This is a genomic window from Kitasatospora sp. NPDC101155, from assembly GCF_044768305.1.
GTDB lineage: Bacteria > Actinomycetota > Actinomycetes > Streptomycetales > Streptomycetaceae > Kitasatospora.
The window spans coordinates 57,428-78,351 of record NZ_JBIWPN010000009.1; the positions used below are offsets into that span (position 1 = coordinate 57,428).

Sequence of the window (20,924 nt, forward strand, 5' to 3'; positions counted from 1 at the left end):
GTCGGGCTTTGCAACATTGAGCGCGGTGATGACGCCCAGAGCGACGGTGCTGATCGCGAGGGCGAGGAGGATGAGGAAGGCGACGGCGATCAGGAACCGCACTGGCGCTCGCGGTCCACGTCGAGGAGGAGGGTGAGGAGGTTGAGGAGGGTCGAGGCCGGGGCCGTGTTGAAGCGGACCAGGACGCGGCCGTCGAGGGTCTTGTCCGTGGTGGCGGACGGAAAGATCAGGCCGAACTTGCGGCCGCGCTCGTGGAGTTCGGCGAGGAGCGTGCGGATGTGCTCGTCGGTGTAGGCCCGGATCCGGGGGTCGGTGGGCTTCATCGGCTGGCGCGTCATGCGGTGACCTCCAGTTCGAACCAGACGACCTTGCCCTGCTTACGCAGGTGGGCGCCGAAACGGTGGGTGAGGAACTGGACGAGGTGGAGGCCCCGGCCGGAGAGGGCGAGCGGGTCCGAGGGGACGCGGGGCTCGGGAAGGAGCGGGCTGTCGTCACTCACCGAGACGCGGAGGAGCTGCGGGGAGAGGACGAGGGTGACGAGTGGCGACGAACTCCCAGCATGCTTCCAGGCATTGACGAAAAGTTCGTGGAGGGCGAGCTCGGCGTCGGCGATGAGGGCGGGCGGCCACCCGGCGGTGGCGAGGAGGTCGCAGAGCTCGGTACGAGCGGTGGACCAGTCGGGAGGGTTGCAGGCACACATGAGAGACCCCAGGGAGAGAGGAGGGGAATCGACAAAGATGACGCTTCACCGTGTGATCGGTGCAACACTGACGGTAGGGGACGCGATGCCATCTCTGCAATCGAACAGGCAACGATGCATACGCTCGACGGTGGCGAGCCGCTCACCCCATGCGAAACACTGCACCGACGAGGAGGGACCGCCAGTGGCATACAAGGGGCCGATCAGCCAGCGGCAACGACGTTTCGGCGAGGAGTTGCAACGCCTGCGCACGGCAGCGGGGTTGTCCGCACCGGAAGCCGGCGCGCTTGTGGGCATGAAGGGTCCGGCGGTGAGCCACACCGAGGCCGGTCGGATCACTCTCAACTCCGAGCGCCTTGAGATCTGGCTCGACGCCTACGGCTGCACGGACCTGGTCTTCCGCGCAAAGCTCGCCGAGATGGGGCGGAGCAACGGGAAGGGCTGGTGGACCGATCTCGCGGACCGAGTTCCGACCCTGCTACTTGATCTCGCGGAGGCCGATCACAGCGCGGCCACGATGGACAACTTCGAGACGTTCTACGTCCCTGGCCTTCTCCAGGTACCCGCCTACATCGAGGCGATCTACGAAGATGCCAGCCAGTACCGCAAGTTGGATGTCGAAGCCGAGATCGAGTTCCGGAAGCAACGGCAGCGCATTCTCACAGACTTGCCACGCCGCGAGTTCCGATTCGTCATCCATGAGACAGCGTTGCGAATGCGATTCCCCGGCGATGCAGTCATGAGGGAGCAACTCGTGCATCTGCTGGAAATCTCTGAGCTGCCGAACGTCAGCATTCAGGTGCTGCCGTTCACCGCTGCGAAGAAGCCGCCTTCCACCGGCCAGTTCGTGGTATTCGACCCTGGAGCTCCGGAACTGTCCACCGTCGTCGTGGATCACCCAAGCCACACCGAGTATCTTGGCGACCAGCATTCGATCGAGACCTACCGAAGGACCTTCAACCAGCTGAGCGAGCTGGCCTTGCCGCCTGTCGACCAGTCCTTGACGACGCTTTCCTCGCGCGACTCGTGGGGACTCATTCGACATCTTCTCTACTTGTTGCAAGCTTGAAAGGCGCCCGATGTCCGAACTCCGTTGGCAGAAGTCATCGTTCAGTGGATCGAACGAGGGCGGCAACTGCGTTGAACTCGCAGCCGGAGCTGAGGACATCCGCCACCTTCGCGAGTCCGACGACCCCTCCGTCATCGTCACCACATCAACCGCCAAGCTCCGCGCCTTCATACTCGGCGCCAAGGCCGGCGAGTTCGACCACCTCAGCTGACCCCCCGCCCCCACCCCCCGCCCGAATCGTTGGAGGCCAACGATTCGGGCAGAACCGAATCGTTGACAGGTTGCCGCCAAAACGGTTTGACTCAAGGGCCCGATCACACGCCTTCCAGGGGGACCCCACCATGCGCACCATGCTGATCGCCACCGCCACCGGCCTGGCCGTTGCCGCCGCCGTCCTGTTCGCCACCACGTCCAGCGACGCCACCCCGGCGCCCGCCCCCGCTCCGCACTCCCAGCTCGCCGGGGGCGCCGGCGGCAACTGCTGCTGACGCACCGTCGGACCGCTGCCGGCCCCACCGCCCGCTCGCCGCACCGGCGAGCGGGCGGTGGTCGTTCTCAGGGGCCTCCCCCATGCCCCTCCGCCCACCTCTCAACGGGACGTTAATCGTTTGTCTACCGCCTCCGGCCATTCTCATCTCCACAAGACGCCCGACGATCTCGGGCGCTGATGCACGAGAGAGGTAACACGGGGACATGAAGGCGAAGAAGACGATGCGGCACATGGCCATGACGGCGGTGGCGGGCGTCCTGGCGCTGGCCGGGACGATGGCGACGGCGGGGACCGCGCAGGCGGACATCACCCCGCCCCAGGACGCTCCGCGGGTGGACGTGAACGCCCCCATGACGCTCCTCCCGGGCCAGTACATCGACACCGGCTCCACCCGGCTGATCCTCCAGGACGACGGCAACCTCGTCACCTACAAGACCTACAACGGCCAGTACACGCCGGTGTGGTCCGCGCCGGGCAGCTGGGGCTGCGGCGCCAAGGCGATCCTGCAGCCCGACGGCAACTTCGTCGTCTACGGCAGCGACAGCCGCGTCTGCTGGACCAGCAACACCATGCAGCCCAACAACATGGTCACCCTGGAGATCTGGGGCTACGGCGGACTCAAGCTCTACTTCGGGTCCCCGGCGCGCAGCCTGTCCTGGGCGGTCATCGCCAGCACCGACCCGTACTAGACCGCCCCGCCGCCCGGCCCTCACCCCCGTTCGGTGAACCACCTGACCAGGTCCGCCACCGACCACCAGGGCCGGGCCGCGAGCCGCGTCGCCGCCGTCCGCAGCAGGACGGGCAGGTGGCCGCAGATCTCGGCCAGCTCGGCGACCGCGGCCGGCTCCCGGCCGATCCGCTCCACGCCCACGATCCGCGCCAGCAGCTCGTGGGCGTCGTGCGGTTCCAGCGCCCCGACCGTCAGCCGGACCGCGTCGCCGGGCAGGGCCCCCGGCTCCGCCCCCGTCACCACCGCCGCGCACCCGCTGGTCGCGGGCAGCAGCGGCGCGGGGTCGGGCACCCCGTCGAGCACCACCAGGACGCGCCGTCCTTCCAGTGCCGCGCGGTAGCGCTCGACCAGCTCCCCGACCGGGGCGCAGCCGGCGGGCCGCTCCCCCAGGGCTCGCAGGAAGGCCGCCAGGACCATGCCCGGCTCTCCTCCGCTCGTGTACAACTGCCCGTCCGGGAAGGCGTCCTGGGTGGCGTGGGCGACGTGCACCGCCAGTGCCGACTTACCGCTGCCGGCCGGACCGGACAGCCCGACCACCGGCGATCCGCCGTCCGCCCGCAGGGCCTGCTCCGCCTGCCGGGCCAGGCCGGCCCGCCCGACCAGGTCGGGGATGTCGGACGGGAGCTGGCTCGGCCGGGGCAGCCGCCTCAGCGACACCGGGGCCTCCCCGCGCCGGATCCGGTCTGCCAACTCCACGACGGCTGCGGCCGGTTCCAGTCCCAGTTCGCGGTCCAGCCGCTCCCGCAGCGCCTCGTACGCTGCCAGCGCCTCCGCCCGGCGGCCGCAGCGGTGCAGCGCCAGCAGGTGCAGCCGGTGCACCTCCTCGTCCTGTGGGTGCCCGGCCGCCAGCGCGGCCAGCGGCTCCACCGTGTCGGCGTGCCGACCGAGGGCCACGTCCAGGTCCAGCAGCGCCTTGACCGCCGCGAAGCGCCCGGCCGCCAGCCGCTCCCGCGACCGCTCGGCGAACGCCCCCGGTACGCCGTCCAGCGCCCGGTCGCCCGCCCAGGCGTCGAGCGCCCGCCCCAGCAACTCCCGCGCCCGCGAGGGCTCCTGGTGACGCAGCGCGACGGCCTCCGCCACCGCGGTCTCGTAGCGGAAGAGGTCCACCGCCTCCCGCGGCACCGCCAGCCGGTAGCCGCCCGCCGCCGCCACCAGCAGCTCGGACGCGCCGAGCGCCCGCCGCAGCCGGTGCACATGGGTGCCGATCTGCCCGACCGGATCCTTCGGCCAGCGGGTGTCGTCCTCGCCCCACAGACCCTCGACCAGCCGGTCCGTGGGCACCAACTGTCCCGGGGCGAGCAGCAACGCGGCCAGCACGGCCCGCTGCTGCGGACGGCCGAGCTCGATCTCACGGCCGTCGCATCTGGCGCTCAGCGGCCCCAGCACGCGGAATTCGAGCCGCACAGCCACCTCTCGAAGCTCGGAATCCGTGCACAATCTGTAACAGAGCATAGGCCGCCGGGGTATGGGGGCGCCGCTGTCCGGACGGAAGTGGCGGGATACCGGTGCAGGACGACTTTCGGGGACGGGACATGGGTGACATGGGGGGAGCCGGGCTGCGGTTCGGACTGCTGGGCCCGCTGCGGGCCTGGTACGGGGAGCAGGAGCTGGAGTTGGGCCGGCCGCAGCAGCGGGCCGTGCTGGCCGTGCTGCTGGACGCCGCCGGGCGGGCGGTGGCGGTGCCGGTGCTGGTCGAGGGGGTGTGGGGCGGGGCCGCGCCGGCCGATCCGCGCAAGGCCGTCCAACTGGCCGTCTCCCGGCTGCGCACCGCGTTCCGGCCCTACGCCGGGGACGCCCCGGAGCGGATGCCCCTGGCCCGTGTCGGCGACGGCTACGCGCTGCGGGTACCCGCGGCCGAGGTCGACGCCGTCGCCTGGCAGGCCCTGCTGGCCGAGGCCGAGGAACTGCGCCGGGCCGACGCGCCGCCCCGGCAGGTCCGGGAGGTGCTGCGCGGCGCCCAGCGGCTCTGGGCCGGCGAACCCCTCGCCGGGCTCCCCGGACCGCACGCCGAAGCCGTCCGCGCCCGACTCACCGAACAGCGGATATCGGCCAAGGAGACCCAGCTCGAACTGGACGCCGAACTCGGCGACCGCACCGACCTGACCGCGGAGGCCGCCGCCCTCGCCCTGGAGCACCCCGGCCGGCCCCGGCTCACCGTCGTCCTGATGCACGCCCTCTACCAGGCCGGCCGCAAGGCCGAGGCACTCGCCGTCTACGAGGACGCCCGCCCCACCCTGCCCGCCGACGACCGCGGACCGGCCCGGCTCCAGCTGCGCATCCTGCGCGAGGACGCCACCCTGCTACCGCCCAGGGCCGAGCCCGAACCCTCCGCCGACACCTGGCAGGCCCCCGACCAACTGCCCAGCGGCCTAGCCGACTTCACCGGCCGCGCCGAGGAACTCGGCACCCTCACGGACCAGCTCGCCGGGGCCGGCGGGCGGGCCGTGGTGGTCTCCGCCCTGGACGGCATGGGCGGCGTCGGCAAGACCACCCTCGCCGTGCACCTCGCCCGGCAGGTCCGCGACCGCTTCCCCGACGGTCAGCTCTTCGCCGACCTGCGCGGCGCCGACCGCACCCCACCCGACCCGGGCGCCGTCCTGGTCGGCTTCCTGCGCGCCCTCGGCATCGCCCCCGCGGAGATCCCGCCGGACACCGGCGAGCGCAGCGCCCTCTACCGCTCGGCCCTCGCCGGACGGCGCGTCCTCGTCGTGCTCGACAACGCCGCCACCCCCGAGCACGTCGAACCGCTGCTGCCCGGCGCCGCCGGCTGCGCCGTCCTGGTCACCAGTCGGCTGCGGCTGACCGGCCTCGCCGGAGCCCACCACCTGCGCCTGGACACCCTGCCGCCCACCGAGGCCCTCGAACTGCTCACCCGGATCGTCGGCGCCGACCGGGTCACCGCCGAACCGGAAGCCGCCGACGAGGTCGTCCGGGCCTGCGGGCTGCTGCCACTGGCCGTCCGGATCGCCGCCTCCCGGCTCGCCGCCGACCCCGCGCTCACCCTCGCCGCCCTCGCCGAAGGGCTGCGTCGGGAACACCGGCTGGCCGAACTCAGCGACGGCGAACGGACCGTGGAGGCCACCTTCGCCCTCTCCTACCACCGCCTCGACCCGGAGCTCGCCCGCGCCTTCCGCCTGCTCTCCCTGCTCGAAGCCCCCGACCTCCCACTGTCCTGCGCCGCCGCCCTGCTCGGCCGCACCGAGGACGAGGCCGACCAGCTCCTGGAAACCCTCGTCGACCTCAACCTGCTGCACTCCCCCCGCTTCGGCCGCTACGGCTTCCACGACCTCGTCCGCGACTACGCCCGCGGCCGGCTCGCCGCCGAGGAGCCCCCCGCCGAACACACCGCCGCCGCCGACCGCCTCACCGACTTCTGCCTCGCCACCGCCCGCAACGCCGACCGGGCCGCCCGCAAGGCGGACCCGGCCGAACTCAGCCTGCTCGACGCGCCCGTGGCTGCCACCGGCCGCCCGATCACCGACGGCGCCGAAGCGGTGCGCTGGATGCGCGACCAGGCCGAGGTGCACGCCGCCGCCATCGTGCTCAACTGCGCCGACCCGGCGCTGCCGCTCGACCGAGCCGCCGAACTCGCCGACCGGATGGGCGCCGTGCTCGCCGAACGCACCCAGACCGGCGTCATCGTCGACCTCGCCGGGCGGCTCGCCCAGGAGGCCGAGGCCCGCGACGAACGCGGCCCGCTCGCCCTCGCCCGCTACCTGCGCGGCACCATGCTCTGGCACATCAACCGCTACACCGAGTCCGAGGAGGAGATCCGCCGGGCCGTCGGCCTGTGTACCGACCAGCGCACCGAACGGGTACTCGCCAAGGCTCTGATCAACCTCGGCGGCAACGCCCGGATCAACGGCCGCTACGCCGAGGCCGCCGAACACGCGGGCCGCGCGGCCGAACTCTTCCACCGCCTCGGCGCCCGGCGCGCCGAGGGCAGCGCGCTCGGCGAGTTCGCGTTCAGCGCCGCCCACACCGGACGGCTCGCCGAGGCCCGGGACGCCGCCGAGCGCAGCGCCCGCCTGATGACCGACTCCGGACCGGTCTCCGCCGCGATCGGCCGCTACTACCTCGCCCGGGTCCTACGGCTGTGCGGCGACCCGGAAACCGCCCTCACCCACGCGCTCGGTGCCCGGGACGAGTTCGCCGCCCTCCAGGTCACCGTGTTCGAGGCCGCCGCCGGGGACCTCGCCGCCCGCATCCACGCCGAAGCCGGACGCTGGCTGCTCGCCTCCGACCTCGCCGAGGCCGTCCTGCCGCAGGCCCGCCGCACCAGCGCCGCCCTGGAGGCCGCCCTGCTGCGCACCCTCGGCACCGCGCTCACCGGCCTCGGTCGCCCGAGCCAGGCCCGGGCCCTCCTGGCAGAGGCGCTGGAGGGGTACCGGCGACTCGGGCTCGGCGAGGACGCGACGCAGGTCGAAGGGCTACTGGCGGGTCTCAACTGATCGTCGGCCACCCGCGTTGACCGGCCGTCTACCGTGCTCCGGCACCCTAGTTCCTTGTCCGGCCCCGGACCGCGGCTCCCGCGGTCCGGGGCGACACCACAGACGAGAGGCACGACACATGCCCACGCTCGTGCGGAACGGCCGGGTGCTGACGCTCGGCGCGGCGTTCGAGGCTGCGGAAGGCGGGGCGCCCACCGGCGTCGACGTCCGCACCGAGATGACGACCTCCCTCAACTTCCGGCGCGTCCACGCCGGCGCCCGACTCCTGTGCCTGGACGACCGGTTGAACGCCGCAGCCCAGCGCCACGCCGACGACCTGGCCGCGCACGGCATCGTCCAGCACGACGGCACCGACGGCAGCACGCCGTGGCGCCGGGTCCGGGCCGCCGGCTTCGCCTTCCGCTTCGCCGCCGAGATCGTCGCCCCGGCCGACAGCGTGCCGCAGGCCGTGCAGCTGTGGATGAACAGCCCCCAGCACCGCGACACTTTGCTCGACCCGCGCCTCAACCACCTCGGCGTCGGCCACGCACCCGGCCGGTCCGGCACCCGGGGCCGCTACGTCCTGACCCTCGCCCAGGTCTGACGCCACGACGGGCGCCGCACCACCACCGGGCCGGGCCCGCGCGTCGGAGCCGACGCGCGGGCCCGGCCTGTTCGTCCCCACCTACAGCGAGCCGGCGCTCAAGGCCGTTCAGAGGAAGCGCGCCCCCGGCCCCGGCGCCCGGTAGATCTCGTTCGACGGCAGGCGGGTGTGCCCGGCCGCGCACTCCAGGACGAGGGTGACCGGCTCGTCGCAGCGGTGCTCCTCGTCCGGGCCGCCGTGCCGGACCACGACCGGCGGCCCGGCCTCGTCCGCGAGGTAGGTGTCGCCCCACTCCAGCAGGGCCATCAGGGTCGGCCGAAGGGCCAACCCCTGCTCGGTGAGGCGGTACTCGTAGCGCTGGCGGTCGCCGGGCTCCTGGTACGGGACGCGGTGCATGACGCCGGTCGCGACCAGGCTGTCGAGCCGGGTGGACAGCAGGTTGCTGGCGATCCCCAGCCGCGCCCGGAACTCGCCGAAGCGGGTGGCGCCGTCGACGGCCTCGCGGACGATCAGCAGCGACCAGCGCTCGCCGACCACCGACAGGGCGCGCGCCATCGAACAGTTCGACGGGTCGATCCTCCGGTTTCCCTGCTCTGCCATGGCTCCGATGATACCGACACCTGGGTTGACAATCTCAATCCAGCAGCGGCAGGCTCACTCCCGACCTGAGTTGAGAAAGTAAATCCAGTCAGGAGAACCGATCGTGCCCATGCTCGACGTGTACATCCCCGACGGCGCGCTCCAGCCCGACGCCGAGGCGGAACTGCTCGACCGGATCACCGGGATCCTGATCCGCCACGAGGGCTTCGACCCCACCGACCCGGCCGTCCGCTCCGTGTCCTGGGTGTTCCTGCACCGGCCCGCCGCCGTCTACGTCGGCGGCAGGCCCGCCGACGCGCCGCGCTACCGGGTCGTCCCGTCCGTCCCCGAGGGCCAGTTCGCCGAGAAGGTCCGGGCCGCCGTCGTCGCCGACGTCACCGAGGCGATCCTGGACGCCGAGGGCGGCACCTGGCCGCGCGACCCCGGCCGGGTGTGGGTGTTCCCCACCGAGATCCCCGAGGGCCACTGGGGCAGCTTCGGGAAGATCAGGCCGCTCGCGGCGATCCTCGCCCGGATCACCGGGGACGACCCCGACCGGGCCCGCGCGCTCGCGACGCAGCGCATCGCCGCCAGCCGGGCCGAGCGCGCGGCCCTGCCGTAACCGGCCGACGGGGGTGCCGAGCCGTTCGAGAACGACTGATCACGACTCGGCATCCCTTGTCACGGACCCGCGCAGGACTCGTCACGACGACGTCAAGACGCCACTAAACACATCGCACCCCGCTTCCGCACTGCGCTATGAACGTCCATCAGGAGGACCGCTGCCGCAGTGGTCCGCAAAGACGGGGGACGTCACATGAAGACCATCCGCAGCAAGCACCGCACCCTGGCCCTGGTCGGCCTGGCCGCGGCCGGCGCGCTCACCCTGACCGCCTGCAACGACGACGCCTCGTCGTCCGACACCGCGACCACCCCGCCCGCCACCCAGGCGCCCGCCACGCCGTCGGCCGCGCCCACCACCCCGGCGCCCTCCATCTCGGCGGCGGCGCCGACCGGCGCCCCGACCGCCGCGGCGCCCGGCACAGCGGCGGCGCCGGCCCCGGCCGGTGCGACCGCGGCGCCCGGGACCACGGTGAAGATCGGCGACGCCGCCACCATCCCGTTCAGCTCGGGCAGCACCAAGGGCACCGTCTCGCTCGCGGTCACCTCGATCGACAAGGGCGACCCGGCTGACCTCACCCCGCTCAAGCTGGGTGACAAGGCCGCGGGCATGGTGCCGTACTACGTCCGCTTCAAGGTCACCAACGTCGGCAGCACCGATCTGTCCTTCTCCAGCCTGACCCAGATGAAGGGCACGCTCCCGGACGGCTCGGAGGCCGCCGAGGTGATGCTGATCGGCACCTTCGACAAGTGCCCGCACCCGTCGTTCCCGAAGGGCTTCACCAACGGCCAGTCCATCACCTCCTGCGTGCTGGCACTGGCGCCGCAGGCGACCAAGGTGGCCGGCGCCGAGTACTGGGGTGAGCCGTACACCCTGGGCAAGGGCGTCAACTGGAAGTGACCCACCCGAAGTGATCCACCGGTGATCCGTGCGGGTCGGGGGCGGCGCCCCCGACCCGCACGCGGCTACGCGCCGTAGATCTTCAGGAAGGCGTCCACGCCCACGCCCGCGATCCGCCCGACCTCCTCCTCGGCCACCGGCAGGGCGCCCCAGAAGGAGCGCTCCGCCACACCGTGGAAGGTCAGCAGCGTGAACTGCTCGGCGGCCAGCTCCGGTTCGCCGAGCGCCAGCAGCCCGCGCCCGGCGAGCGCCGCGAAGCGCTCCGCCAGGTCCCGCTGGGAGGCCACCGGGCCGGCCTCCAGCCAGGCCTCCAGGACGTCCGCCGGGATGTTGGCGACCTCGGCGCGGATCGCCCGGCCGAGCGCCCCGTACTCCCCCGCGGAGAGGACGGCGAGCGCCCGCTCGACCGCGAAGTCGGCCAGGTCCTGGCGCAGGTCCACCACCCGGTCCAGGTGCTTCGTCATCAACTCCCGGATCTTCTCGGTGAGTTCCGCCGAATTCTGCAGCGCCACCGACAGGAAGAGGGTCTCCTTGTCGGCGAAGTGGTTGTAGACCGTGCGCTTGGACACCCCGGCCTCGGCCGCGATCGCGTCCATGCTGGCCCGGACGTACCCTTCGCGCCCGAACACCGTCGTCGCAGCCCGGGTGATCGCCTTCCGCTTCTCCGGCCGTCCCGCTCCGCCCGTGGTCGCCACGACCCGCTCCTTCTCCGCCGGCGCACCCGCCGACCGCCTCGAAAACTGCTCGGTGTAGTGTACGCAGGCCCGTTCACAAGCGGACTTGCCACCGAACAGGCGTGCTCTATGCTGCGTACGATCTCTACACCTCTGTAGAGCAAATCCGAAAACGGGCCTGCCCCCGGGCAACAGCGGGAAACCGAGAACGGGAACCGGCCGGCCGAACACCAGCGTCCCGTACAGGCAGCGCCGCAACCGCTCTCCCACAGCAACCCGGCGCGAGCGCCGACCGTGGCGCGCCAATCGCGGGAACACCGGGGGTGAGTACGTGGCGGGGCAGCGAGGTCGGTCGTCCGACCAGGGTTCACGGCGGCGGACGGCCGGCAGACCCACCGGCCCCCAGCGGCCCTTCTCCGGCGGACCGGCCCTGCCCGCGGTGGCGGCCGTCGCACTGCCCCTGGTGGGTGCGGTGATCGACGAGCTCTCCGGTCCCGGCATGGGCGCCGCCTTCGACGTGTGCGCGGTGCTCGGCATGGGCCTGGCGGCCGCGCTCAGCACCCGCAGGGGCTGGTGGTGGGTGGTCGCGGCCTCTCCGCTGGTCGTGCTGGGTGTCACGGCCGTGGTCGAGTTCGCAGCCGACAGCGAGAAGTACCAGGGCAGCAAGCTGGCCACCGGCTCTGCGAAGTGGGTGGTGAACGGCTTCCCGGTGATGGCGCAGGCCGTCGCTGCGGCCCTGTTGGTGATCGTGGTCCGGGTGGTCCAGGACCGGAGGAGGCAGCATGCCTGAGAAGCCCGAGCAGCAGGGCGGCGGCCGGGCCGCCGCCCGCAAGGCCGCCGAGCCCGCCGCCCGCCGGAACTCCCCGGCGCTGATCGCGGCCCGGGTGGTGGCCTCCACGGTCGGCTTCGCGGTGTTCGCCGCGAGCGGGGTGGTCTGGTACGAGTACACCTCCCTCACCGCCGGGATGACCACGTCCAACGCGATCGCGGAGACCAAGAAGGACGCGCCCAAGCACCTGGACAACTCGGTCAACCTGCTGCTGATCGGCCTGGACAGCCGCAAGAACATGGACGGCTCGGACCTGCCGCCGGAGTTCGTCCAGGACGAACTGCACGCAGGCCACAGCTCCGACATCGGCGGCTACAACACCAACTCGCTGATCCTGCTGCACATACCGGCCAACGGCGGCAAGGTGCAGGCGATCTCCATCCCCCGCGACGACTACGTCATGACCTTCAACGGGGACAACTCCCAGCAGGGCATGCACAAGATCAAGGAGGCCTACGGGATCGCCAAGGAGAAGTTCGACGGCAGCCCGAAGGCCAAGGGCCTCAAGGGCGCGGACCTGGAGAAGGCCGGCCGCGACGCCGGGCGGGCCGCCACCATCCGCACCGTCCAGACCTTCGTGAACCAGCCGGTCGACCACGTGGCCGAGGTCAACCTGATGGGCTTCTACGACATCGCCAAGGCCGTCGAGCCGATCCAGGTCTGCCTGACCCACGACACCAAGGACCCGGCCATCGAGGGCCAGGGCTCCGGCGCCGACTTCAAGAAGGGCATCAACACCCTCAACGCCTCCCAGGCGCTCGCCTTCGTCCGCCAGCGCCACAACCTGGACGACGGCAAGGGCAACAGCGGCGACTTCGCCCGCACCCACCGCCAGCAGGCCTTCATCTCCTCCGTCGTGCACAAGCTCAAGCAGGACGGCATCATCAGCGACCTCGGCAAGCTCAAGGACCTGTTCGGCGTCGTCCAGAAGGACCTGGTCATCGACAACGAGTGGAACGTCCTCGACTTCGCCCAGCAGGCCCCCGCCCTGACCGGCGGCAACGTCGAGTTCAACACCCTCACCTTCGACGGCTTCGGCACCCGCAACGGCCAGGACGTGAACCTGGTCACCCCATCCAAGATCCAAAAGGTGGTCAAGCAGGTGTTCGGCTACGCCGACGCCGCCGCGCCCGCCGCCCCGGCCGACGGCGCCACCGACGCCCCCGCGCCCTCCTCCGCCCCCGCCCAGCCCTCGCCGACCCCGACGGCCACCAAGCCCGCCTCCCCGGCCACCGTGGACGTGTTCAACGCCTCCTCAGCCGCCGGGGTCTCCTCCACCGCCGAGGCCAAGGCCCTGGTCGGGATGGGATTCAAGGAGGGCAAGGCCGGCCCCGCCGTCTCCAAGCCGAAGAACACCATGGTCACCTACGGCAAGGGCGCCAAGGACGCCGCCGACCAGATCGCCGCCCGCTACGGCGTCACCGCCACCGAGTCCGCGTCCGTCTCCGCCGACCACGTCACGGTCACCCTGGGCACCTCCTTCACCGGCGTCGCGGCCGACAAGCCCGCCGCCCCCACGGCCCCCGCCACCGGCGACCCGGCCGCCAACCTGCCCATGCAGGGCCCCGGCGTCGACGCCGAGTCCGACGGCGGCATCCCCTGCGTCTTCTGACGCCTTCCGTCATGCAGCCGGTGCCCCGCCGTCCAGACGGGGCACCGGCTCAGGACCACTCGAAGTACAGCGCCGGCCGCACCGGCCGCGGGCTGCCCGGCGCGAACAGGAACACCAGGTTCACGGTGGGCCCGGACGGCTCCTCCAGCCGCGGGCCGCGGATGCTCAGCCCGAACCCGTTGATCGCCTTCCCGGCCGCCAGCCCCGCCCGCACCTCGCGGTACCAGGCCTCCAGCGGCTCCACCGGCAGCTCCCAGTACGCGGCCAGCTCGCCCGACAGCCGGTAGGCGTCGTCCACCGTGGCGGCCGGGAAGGTCGCGCTGACCAGGTCGAGCGTCTCCCCCTCGGCGGTGGCGAGCAGCTCGACCCGCCCGGTGAACCAGCGCCCGCCCGGCAGCGCGATGGTCGCGGCCACCGCGGGGATGCGCCAGCGGCGCCGGACGGCCCCGGGCCAGCCGACGTCGCCGCGGCGGTGGCCGGTGCGGAGGTTCCAGGTGACGGCCTCCGGGTGGACGGATTGCTCGTGGGACACAGGGGCTCCGGGTCAGGGGGCGGTCGGGGTGGCGGACTGGGTGGCCTGGTCCCGGAGGGTGAGTTCCAGGTTCTTGCCCCAGGCGAACTGGATATTGATGGTCACCGGCTGGCCGTTGTTGGTGGTCTCGTACCTGAGGCTGACACCGACGAGCGGACCCTCCGGAGTCAACAGCGGGAAGTCGGTTCCACCCTCCTCGCTGCCGAGACGCGCCCGGTCGCCGTTCGCCAGGTCCTCGAGGACGCGCCGGTGAAAGTCCTGGAGACCGTCGGGCTTCAGGTGGAACTGTCGGGCGAGTTCCAAAGCCTTCTTGTACGCCTCTTCGAGCGGCATCTCGGGGTACCAGCCCACGAGTTCGTCGACGTTCTCGGTGTCATCGAGGGTGGTCGCCACGATGAGAAACATCTTGTCCGCGTGGAAGCGCTGGCCACCCGGCAGATCGATGTCCACCGGACCTAGGTCGTTGAAGTCATGGCCGCTGTGCGGATTCAACTTGACGCCGAGATCAGTTGCCCGGTGTGAGTTCCGCAGATCCCAGTGGATGGGATGCGACTTCCCGCCCACCAGGGAACATCCGGCGACCAGCAGACCCGCGCAGAGCAGAGCCACCGTCCTCCGCGATCGCCACGCCGCTGTCACGGCAGGATCTCGTACTGATCGGCCCGGTCGAGCAGTGGAGTGTCGATGAGCGTCTTCGCCTCCACCGGATTCTTCAGGAGCTGCTGGTACTTGGGCAGCATGTCCTTGCGGATCCAGTCCATCCGGTCGTCCGTGTCGGTCACGTAGCGATCGTCCCACCAGGTCGACCATTCACCTCCGTAGTAGTCGCTGAAGGACTTGCTGCCCGGAATCGGCGACTTGGTCATGGCCGACAGCGTTTCGGCGAACGCCTCCCCGACCGGGCCGTGGTGGTTGGCCACGTCCTTGTACGAGCCGGGCAGCACCACGGTCTGCTCGCGTTCCAGCAGCGCGGCGTTCCCCGCCGCCACCCGCTTGGGGTCGCCGGAGTCGATGTCCCGCCAGGCGTCGACCAGTCCCTTCGGGTACTTGGTCGCGTCCTGCTGCTGCAACGCCTCGATGCCGGCCATGCCGTACTGCTGGTACGCGGCGTGCATGGAGCCGACGTCGTCGAAGATGTCCTTCTGCATGTGCAGGAACTTGTTCTCGAACCACTGCACCTCGTCGGTGCTCATGGTGGACAGCAGCCCCACCCCGGGGACGGGGGTGATCAGCCCGCCGACGTTCGCGCCCTTGATGAACTCGTCGAGGTCGTGGATCCCCCCGTACACCGGGGCTCCGGCCAGTTTGGCCATGCCGGCCCACTGGAAGTCCGGGTTCTCGTCCCACAGCTTCTGGTACCAGGCGTAGACCTTCTGCACGGTCTCGTCGTTGAAGTCCAGGCCCTTGTCCGGGTTCCACTTGGACGGGTCGATCCCGGCCTTCCGCATGGCGAGTTGCTTGTAGTAATCCTCCAGCGTAGGCACCCCGGGCAGCCCCTGGACCTTCCACGGCGCCGCGTCCAGGAAGAGGTTCCGCCGATCCTGCGGCAGACCGTTCCACCAGGCGGCCCGGGCGGCCGGGTCGGTGGGGACGGCGTCCCCCTCGACGGTTCCGGCGAGCCGGGTGGCCTCGCCGAGGTCCTTGGCGGCGACCTGGACCGCGCCCGCCAGGCCGGTGCGCCCGCTGCCGTCGAGGAGCTTGGACTCCCCCGCCAGCTTGCCCAGTTCGGCCGCGCACTTGGTGTCCGCCTGGGTGGCGGCCTGGACGGCGGCGGCGATGTCGGCGGTGAGGGTCGCGGCGTAGGCGACCTCGGCCCGGTAGGAGTCGGCGGCCTCCTGGCGGAGCGCCGCGTTCTTGGGCAGCTGGTCGACCGGCGTCGGCGTCGCCGTGACGGTGCCGTTCGCGTCGACCGAGAGGCCGCGCTTGCTCGCCTCCGTCAGCGCCCACTGCAGTTCCTGCTGGGCGGCGGTCACCGCCTGGACGAAGCCGTCCAACACCTGCTGGACCGCCTGGAGTTCCAGCGCGGCCACCTGTAGCTGCAACTCCTGCTGGCCGAAGGAGTGCCGGGCGCCGGTCGCGGCGGGGCCGGTCCAGGTCCCGAGCGGCTTGAGCACCGACTCCTCGATGTGCTGGCGTGCTTGGTCGAACGCCTTGGCGACGGCCTGCCAGTCCTTGCCGGCCTCCGTCACCGACTCCGGTTTCACGTCACGCAGGCGCGCGAAGTCCACCACGGGAGCCCCCCTCTTCCCCTGTCGTCCTATTCGAGGGCCTTGGCAGTCCCGTGCTCGGTCTTGCCGTAGTTGTCGGCAGCCGTACGGAGCGCCTCCTCGTCCGTGCCCAGCGCGGTACGGATCTTCTCCACGCCCTGGGTCCACGCGGTCACCACGGCGGCCAGCTGCCCGGACACCTGCCAGCCCTCCAGGGCCGTCTCGGCGCTCCCCGAGGCGGTGCTCGCGGTCTGGACCGGCTTGGCCAGCCCCGCGGTGATGGACGAAGCGTTGGCCGCCGAGGACCTCAACTGCTCCGGTGAGACCTCGAATCCGGCGTCCGACATCGGATCGACCCCCCATGCTCGATGCGATCGTCCAACCCTAGCGGCGGCGTGCGGTTCGCCGCCGGACTTTCTCGAACATGGGCGCGAACGGAGTGGATCCCCCTGGCGAGATTCTCCGTACTATGTATAGTGTACTGCGTACGGGATAATTGAGCGCACGGACGAGAGGGCTCCGCCCATGCAGATCACCAGCACCGTCGTCACCCTGACCGTCGAGGACGTCACCACCTCAGCCGCCTTCCTCCAGCGGCACTTCGGCTACACCGAGCAGATGTCCGCCGACGGCTTCGTCTCGCTGGTCCACCCGGGCGGCGGGGTCGGTGTCGTCTACCTGCGGCGCGGCCTGGAGGTCCTGCCCGAGGACCAGCGGCACCGGACGGCGGACGGGGTGATCCTGGCGTTCACCGTCGAGGACATCGCCGCGGAGGAGGAGCGGCTGCGCGGCGAGGGGGTCACGATCACCCTGCCGCTGCGCGAGGAGCCGTGGGGCGAGAAGCTGTTCCAGGTCGCCGACCCGAACGGGGTCGTGGTCGAGCTGGTCGAGTGGGCCGAGCAGTAGCCGCAACCGGGCCAGGCGGCAGCCCGAACGAGTTGGCGCCCCCGTCCGGTGGACGGGGGCGCCAACTCGCGAGCGGGGACGGTCAGTCCACCATCCAGGTGTCGTTGCCCGCCAGCAGGGTCGCCAGGTCGCCGGGCCCCCGGTGGGCCGCGGCGGTGGCCAGCTGGCTCTCCATCAGCTCGTCGTAGACCGGCCGCGCGACGCTCCGCAGCACGCCGATCGGCGTGTGGTGCAGGGTGTCCGCGTCGGCGATGCGGGAGAGCGCGAAGGCGGTGGCGGGGCTCGCCGCGTGGGCGTCGTGGACCAGCACCCGCTCCTCGTTGTCCGCCGTGACCGGGGCGGTGAACAGCTCGCCGTCCGGCCCCCGGAAGACGCCGTTGGCCGCCTCGGCGCCGAAGCGGATCGGCCGGCCGTGCTCCAGCCGGATCAGCGCCTCGTCGCGCGTGCCGGGCTCCTTCAGCACCTCGAAGGCGCCGTCGTTGAAGATGTTGCAGTTCTGGTAGATCTCCACCAGCGCCGTGCCCTCGTGCTCGGCCGCCGCCCGCAGCACCGACTGCAGGTGCTGGCGGTCCGAGTCGATGGTGCGCGCCACGAAGGAGGCCTCCGCGCCGATCGCCAGCGACAGCGGGTTGAACGGCGCGTCCAGCGAGCCCATCGGGGTGGACTTGGTGATCTTGCCGAGTTCACTGGTCGGCGAGTACTGGCCCTTGGTGAGGCCGTAGATACGGTTGTTGAACAGCAGGATCTTCAGATTGACGTTCCGCCGCAGGGCGTGGATCAGGTGGTTGCCGCCGATCGACAGCGCGTCGCCGTCACCGGTCACCACCCAGACGCTCAGGTCCCGCCGGGAGGAGGCCAGCCCGGTCGCGATCGCCGGCGCCCGGCCGTGGATCGAGTGCACCCCGTAGGTGTTCATGTAGTACGGGAAGCGCGAGGAACAGCCGATGCCGGAGACGAACACGGTGTTCTCGCGCTTGATGCCGAGCTCCGGCATGAAGCCCTGCACCGCTGCCAGGATCGCGTAGTCCCCGCAGCCGGGGCACCAGCGCACCTCCTGGTCGGTCTTGAAGTCCCGGGCGCTCTGCGGCCCTTCGGCCTTGGGCACCAGTCGCAGCGACGGGAAGCCACGCTTCTCGGAGTCAACGTCGCTCATCGGTGGTCCTCCTCGTCCAGGGTGCCGATCGCCGCCCACAGCACGTCCGCCAACTGCGCCGCCTTGAACGGCAGTCCGCGCACCTGGTTGTAGGACTCGGCGTCCACCAGGTACTTCCCCCGCAGCAGCAGCGCGAGCTGCCCGAGGTTCATCTCGGGCACGATGACCTTCTCGTAACTGCGCAGCACCGAGCCCAGGTTGGCCGGGAATGGGTTGAGGTTGCGCAGGTGCGCCTGGGCGATCTCGCCGCCGTCCGCGCGCACCCGACGCACCGCCGCGGTGATCGGGCCGTACGTCGAGCCCCAGCCGATGACCAGCACCCGGGCGTCACCGGTCGGGTCGTCGACCTCCACCGGCTTGACGGTGATGCCGTCGACCTTGGCCTGCCGGGTGCGGACCATGAAGTCGTGGTTGGCCGGGTCGTAGGAGATGTTGCCGGTGCCGTCCTGCTTCTCGATGCCGCCGATCCGGTGCTCCAGACCGGCCGTGCCGGGCACCGCCCACGGCCGGGCGAGGGTGTGCGGGTCGCGCAGGTAGGGCCAGAAGGCGCCGTCCTCGCGGTTCGGGCCGGTCGCGAACTGCGGGTCGATCTCCGGCAGTTCGTCGACGGCCGGGATCCGCCAGGGCTCGGAGCCGTTGGCCAGGTAGCCGTCCGAGAGCAGGAACACCGGGGTGCGGTAGGTCACCGCGATCCGGGCCGCCTCCAGTGCGGCGTCGAAGCACTCGGCGGGCGTGGCCGGGGCGACGATCGGCACCGGGGCCTCGCCGTTGCGGCCGAACATGGCCTGCAGCAGGTCGGCCTGCTCGGTCTTGGTCGGCAGGCCGGTGGACGGGCCGCCGCGCTGGATGTCCACGATCAGCAGCGGCAGTTCGAGCGAGACGGCCAGGCCGATGGTCTCGGACTTCAGCGCGACACCGGGCCCGGAGGTGGTGGTCACGCCGAGCGCCCCGCCGAAGGCCGCGCCGAGCGCCGCGCCGATGCCGGCGATCTCGTCCTCGGCCTGGAAGGTGCGCACCCCGAAGTTCTTGTGCTTGGACAGCTCGTGCAGGATGTCCGAGGCCGGGGTGATCGGGTACGAGCCCAGGTAGAGCGGCAGGCCGGCACGCTGCGAGGCGGCCACCAGCCCGTACGACAGGGCGAGGTTGCCGGAGATGTTGCGGTAGCGCCCGGCGGGGAGCTTGGCCGGCGACACCTCGTAGGAGACCGCGAAGGACTCGGTGGTCTCGCCGAAGTTCCAGCCCGCCCGGAAGGCGCTGATGTTGGCCTCGGCGATCTCCGGCTTCTTGGCGAACTTGCTGCGCAGGAAGGTCTCGGTGCCGTGGGTGGGCCGGTGGTACATCCAGGACAGCAAGCCCAGGGCGAACATGTTCTTCGCCCGTTCGGCGTCCTTGCGGGCCAGCCCGCTGTCCTTGAGCGCCTCCAGGGTCAGCGTGGTGAGCGGCACCTTGTGCAGGTGGAAGCCGTCCAGCGAGCCGTCGCCCAGCGGGTCGGCCGCGTAGCCGACCTTGGACAGCGCGCGCTTGGTGAACTCGTCGGTGTTGACGATGATCTCCGCGCCGCGCGGCAGGTCCGGCACGTTCGCCTTCAGGGCCGCCGGGTTCATCGCCACCAGTACGTTCGGGGCGTCGCCCGGGGTGAGGATGTCGTGGTCGGCGAAGTGCAGTTGGAAGGACGAGACGCCCGGCAGGGTGCCGGCGGGGGCCCGGATCTCGGCCGGGAAGTTCGGCAGCGTGGAGAGGTCGTTGCCGAAGGTGGCCGTCTCCGAGGTGAACCGGTCACCGGTGAGCTGCATGCCGTCACCGGAGTCACCGGCGAAGCGGATGATCACCCGGTCGAGTCTGCGGATGGGCTTGGCGCGCTTCGCCGGCGGGCCACCCGGGCCGTGCGGACCGGCGGGCCCGTTCGCGCCGGGGTGTCCGTCACCGTCGCCGGTACGACCCTCGCCGCCGCCCGATCCGTCCACTGCCTCTGACTGATCGACCTGACTGGTCACTGCCGCGGACCTCCTCGTGGGCACACCACCGCGGGCGCGGCCCCGTGCCCCGTCCGCTTGGTGCACCGCTCGCATCCTATGCGTGCGACCTTGAGCCCGGCCGGAACTCTGACAGGAAGTTGCACCCGCCCGCGTCCGTGCTTCACATAGCGACAACGCGCGGCCGCCGGAGATCATTCCGCGCTCCGACGGCCGGTGCCGCGAGGCCCCCTCGGGCCGCGGGTCAGGAGTTCAGGTAGGTGAGCACCGCGAGCACCCGACGGTGGTCCTCCGGGCTCTGGGCCAGGCCCAGCTTGAGGAAGATGTTGCTGACGTGCTTCTCCACCGCGCCGTCGGAGACCACCAGCTGCTTGGCCACCGCCGCGTTGGTGCGGCCCTCCGCCATCAGCCCGAGCACCTCGCGCTCGCGCGGGGTGAGATTGGCCAGAACGTCACCCTTGCGGCTGCGGCTGAGCAGCTGCTGCACCACCTCCGGGTCCAGCGCGGTGCCGCCCTCGGCGACCCGGACCACCGCGTCGGCGAACTCGCGCACCTCGGCGACCCGGTCCTTCAGCAGGTAGCCGACGCCCCGGGTGGAGCCGGCCAGCAGCTCGGAGGCGTAACGCTCCTCCACGAACTGCGACAGCACCAGTACGTTCAGCTGCGGATAGCGGCCGCGCAGCTCCACACAGGCGCGCAGGCCCTCGTCGGTGTGGGTCGGGGGCATCCGCACGTCGGAGACCACCACGTCCGGCAGGGCGTCGGCCGCCGCCAGGTCGTGGATGGTCTTCACCAGGGCGTCGCCGTCCCCGACGCCCGCCACGACCTCCAGGCCCCGGTCGGTGAGCAGCCGGGTCAGACCCTCCCGCAGCAGTACGGAGTCCTCGGCGATGACGACGCGACGCATGGTGACC

23 protein-coding genes are annotated in these 20,924 nt (G+C 71.6%); 11 read left to right on the forward strand and 12 right to left on the reverse strand.

Going from position 1 to position 20,924, the window contains the following annotated elements:
* Positions 1-89: 89 nt before the first annotated feature.
* Positions 90-338, reverse strand: coding sequence for a hypothetical protein (locus ACIRYZ_RS15745; protein WP_402944160.1), 249 nt, complete (start codon positions 336-338; stop codon positions 90-92).
* Positions 335-700 (reverse strand): ATP-binding protein, encoded by a 366-nt coding sequence (locus ACIRYZ_RS15750; RefSeq protein ID WP_402944163.1) that lies wholly within the window; start codon positions 698-700, stop codon positions 335-337. Before ACIRYZ_RS15750 ends, ACIRYZ_RS15745 begins: the two co-directional genes overlap by 4 nt.
* A gap of 184 nt (positions 701-884) precedes the next feature.
* Here ACIRYZ_RS15750 and ACIRYZ_RS15755 point away from each other — a divergent pair, with 184 nt between their 5' ends.
* The 4 genes from ACIRYZ_RS15755 (at position 885) to ACIRYZ_RS15770 (ending at position 2,948) form a co-directional block, all read left to right on the forward strand.
* Positions 885-1,769: a helix-turn-helix domain-containing protein gene (locus ACIRYZ_RS15755; RefSeq protein WP_402944166.1), complete on the forward strand. Its 885-nt coding sequence runs from the start codon at positions 885-887 to the stop codon at positions 1,767-1,769.
* A 10-nt stretch (positions 1,770-1,779) separates the two neighbouring features.
* Complete coding sequence (locus ACIRYZ_RS15760) at positions 1,780-1,980, forward strand: DUF397 domain-containing protein (protein WP_402944168.1); 201 nt, start codon at positions 1,780-1,782, stop codon at positions 1,978-1,980.
* Positions 1,981-2,110: 130 nt separating this feature from the next.
* A complete protein-coding gene (locus tag ACIRYZ_RS15765) occupies positions 2,111-2,257 on the forward strand; it encodes a hypothetical protein (RefSeq protein ID WP_402944171.1) in 147 nt (48 codons plus the stop codon).
* Between the two features lie 205 nt (positions 2,258-2,462).
* Complete coding sequence (locus ACIRYZ_RS15770; protein ID WP_402944174.1) at positions 2,463-2,948, forward strand: hypothetical protein; 486 nt, start codon at positions 2,463-2,465, stop codon at positions 2,946-2,948.
* 20 nt (positions 2,949-2,968) lie between these two features.
* On the opposite strand, the gene ACIRYZ_RS15775 is transcribed toward ACIRYZ_RS15770, so the two are convergent.
* Complete coding sequence (locus tag ACIRYZ_RS15775) at positions 2,969-4,399, reverse strand: BTAD domain-containing putative transcriptional regulator (RefSeq protein ID WP_402944176.1); 1,431 nt, start codon at positions 4,397-4,399, stop codon at positions 2,969-2,971.
* Positions 4,400-4,521: 122 nt separating this feature from the next.
* On the opposite strand from ACIRYZ_RS15775, the gene ACIRYZ_RS15780 reads away from it, so the two are divergent.
* Entirely contained in the window at positions 4,522-7,440 is a 2,919-nt protein-coding gene (locus ACIRYZ_RS15780) for a BTAD domain-containing putative transcriptional regulator (RefSeq protein ID WP_402944179.1), read from the forward strand.
* Positions 7,441-7,558: 118 nt separating this feature from the next.
* The gene (locus tag ACIRYZ_RS15785; protein ID WP_402944181.1) at positions 7,559-8,023 is read left to right on the forward strand and encodes a CAP domain-containing protein; all 465 of its coding nucleotides are present in this window, start codon (positions 7,559-7,561) and stop codon (positions 8,021-8,023) included.
* Between the two features lie 108 nt (positions 8,024-8,131).
* Here the strand turns inward: ACIRYZ_RS15785 and ACIRYZ_RS15790 are convergent, their stop codons facing one another.
* Positions 8,132-8,623 carry a winged helix-turn-helix transcriptional regulator gene (locus ACIRYZ_RS15790; RefSeq protein ID WP_402944184.1) on the reverse strand — a complete coding sequence of 164 codons (492 nt, stop codon included), beginning with the start codon at positions 8,621-8,623 and terminating at the stop codon, positions 8,132-8,134.
* Positions 8,624-8,726: 103 nt separating this feature from the next.
* Between ACIRYZ_RS15790 and ACIRYZ_RS15795 the strand changes: the two genes are divergently transcribed.
* The gene (locus tag ACIRYZ_RS15795) at positions 8,727-9,224 is read left to right on the forward strand and encodes a hypothetical protein (protein WP_402944186.1); all 498 of its coding nucleotides are present in this window, start codon (positions 8,727-8,729) and stop codon (positions 9,222-9,224) included.
* A 195-nt stretch (positions 9,225-9,419) separates the two neighbouring features.
* Entirely contained in the window at positions 9,420-10,124 is a 705-nt protein-coding gene (locus ACIRYZ_RS15800) for a hypothetical protein (RefSeq protein WP_402944189.1), read from the forward strand.
* A 65-nt stretch (positions 10,125-10,189) separates the two neighbouring features.
* On the opposite strand, the gene ACIRYZ_RS15805 is transcribed toward ACIRYZ_RS15800, so the two are convergent.
* Entirely contained in the window at positions 10,190-10,819 is a 630-nt protein-coding gene (locus tag ACIRYZ_RS15805) for a TetR/AcrR family transcriptional regulator (RefSeq protein ID WP_402944192.1), read from the reverse strand.
* A gap of 418 nt (positions 10,820-11,237) precedes the next feature.
* On the opposite strand from ACIRYZ_RS15805, the gene ACIRYZ_RS15810 reads away from it, so the two are divergent.
* Positions 11,238-11,588 (forward strand): DUF6542 domain-containing protein, encoded by a 351-nt coding sequence (locus ACIRYZ_RS15810; RefSeq protein WP_402944195.1) that lies wholly within the window; start codon positions 11,238-11,240, stop codon positions 11,586-11,588.
* Positions 11,581-13,239: an LCP family protein gene (locus ACIRYZ_RS15815; protein ID WP_402944198.1), complete on the forward strand. Its 1,659-nt coding sequence runs from the start codon at positions 11,581-11,583 to the stop codon at positions 13,237-13,239. Before ACIRYZ_RS15810 ends, ACIRYZ_RS15815 begins: the two co-directional genes overlap by 8 nt.
* Before the next feature lie 49 nt (positions 13,240-13,288).
* Here the strand turns inward: ACIRYZ_RS15815 and ACIRYZ_RS15820 are convergent, their stop codons facing one another.
* The 4 genes from ACIRYZ_RS15820 to ACIRYZ_RS15835 are packed head-to-tail and all read right to left on the reverse strand — an operon-like array spanning position 13,289 to position 16,325.
* Positions 13,289-13,771 carry a hypothetical protein gene (locus ACIRYZ_RS15820; protein WP_402944200.1) on the reverse strand — a complete coding sequence of 161 codons (483 nt, stop codon included), beginning with the start codon at positions 13,769-13,771 and terminating at the stop codon, positions 13,289-13,291.
* Positions 13,772-13,783: 12 nt separating this feature from the next.
* Entirely contained in the window at positions 13,784-14,380 is a 597-nt protein-coding gene (locus ACIRYZ_RS15825) for a hypothetical protein (RefSeq protein WP_402944202.1), read from the reverse strand.
* Between the two features lie 26 nt (positions 14,381-14,406).
* A complete protein-coding gene (locus ACIRYZ_RS15830; protein WP_402944205.1) occupies positions 14,407-16,002 on the reverse strand; it encodes a WXG100 family type VII secretion target in 1,596 nt (531 codons plus the stop codon).
* 26 nt (positions 16,003-16,028) lie between these two features.
* On the reverse strand, positions 16,029-16,325 hold the full coding sequence (locus ACIRYZ_RS15835; RefSeq protein ID WP_402944207.1) for a type VII secretion target: 297 nt from the start codon (positions 16,323-16,325) through the stop codon (positions 16,029-16,031).
* Positions 16,326-16,503: 178 nt separating this feature from the next.
* Here ACIRYZ_RS15835 and ACIRYZ_RS15840 point away from each other — a divergent pair, with 178 nt between their 5' ends.
* Positions 16,504-16,884 carry a VOC family protein gene (locus ACIRYZ_RS15840; protein WP_402944209.1) on the forward strand — a complete coding sequence of 127 codons (381 nt, stop codon included), beginning with the start codon at positions 16,504-16,506 and terminating at the stop codon, positions 16,882-16,884.
* An 82-nt stretch (positions 16,885-16,966) separates the two neighbouring features.
* Here ACIRYZ_RS15840 and ACIRYZ_RS15845 read toward each other — a convergent pair whose 3' ends face one another.
* The 3 genes from ACIRYZ_RS15845 to ACIRYZ_RS15855 all read right to left on the reverse strand — a co-directional run bounded on the left by ACIRYZ_RS15845 (position 16,967) and on the right by ACIRYZ_RS15855 (position 20,917).
* Positions 16,967-18,037 (reverse strand): 2-oxoacid:ferredoxin oxidoreductase subunit beta, encoded by a 1,071-nt coding sequence (locus tag ACIRYZ_RS15845; RefSeq protein ID WP_402944212.1) that lies wholly within the window; start codon positions 18,035-18,037, stop codon positions 16,967-16,969.
* Positions 18,034-20,031, reverse strand: a complete 1,998-nt coding sequence (locus ACIRYZ_RS15850; RefSeq protein ID WP_402944215.1) for a 2-oxoacid:acceptor oxidoreductase subunit alpha — start codon at positions 20,029-20,031, stop codon at positions 18,034-18,036. The genes ACIRYZ_RS15845 and ACIRYZ_RS15850 overlap by 4 nt, the downstream gene beginning before the upstream one ends.
* Before the next feature lie 223 nt (positions 20,032-20,254).
* Positions 20,255-20,917, reverse strand: a complete 663-nt coding sequence (locus ACIRYZ_RS15855; RefSeq protein ID WP_380611261.1) for a response regulator — start codon at positions 20,915-20,917, stop codon at positions 20,255-20,257.
* Positions 20,918-20,924 lie beyond the last annotated feature (7 nt).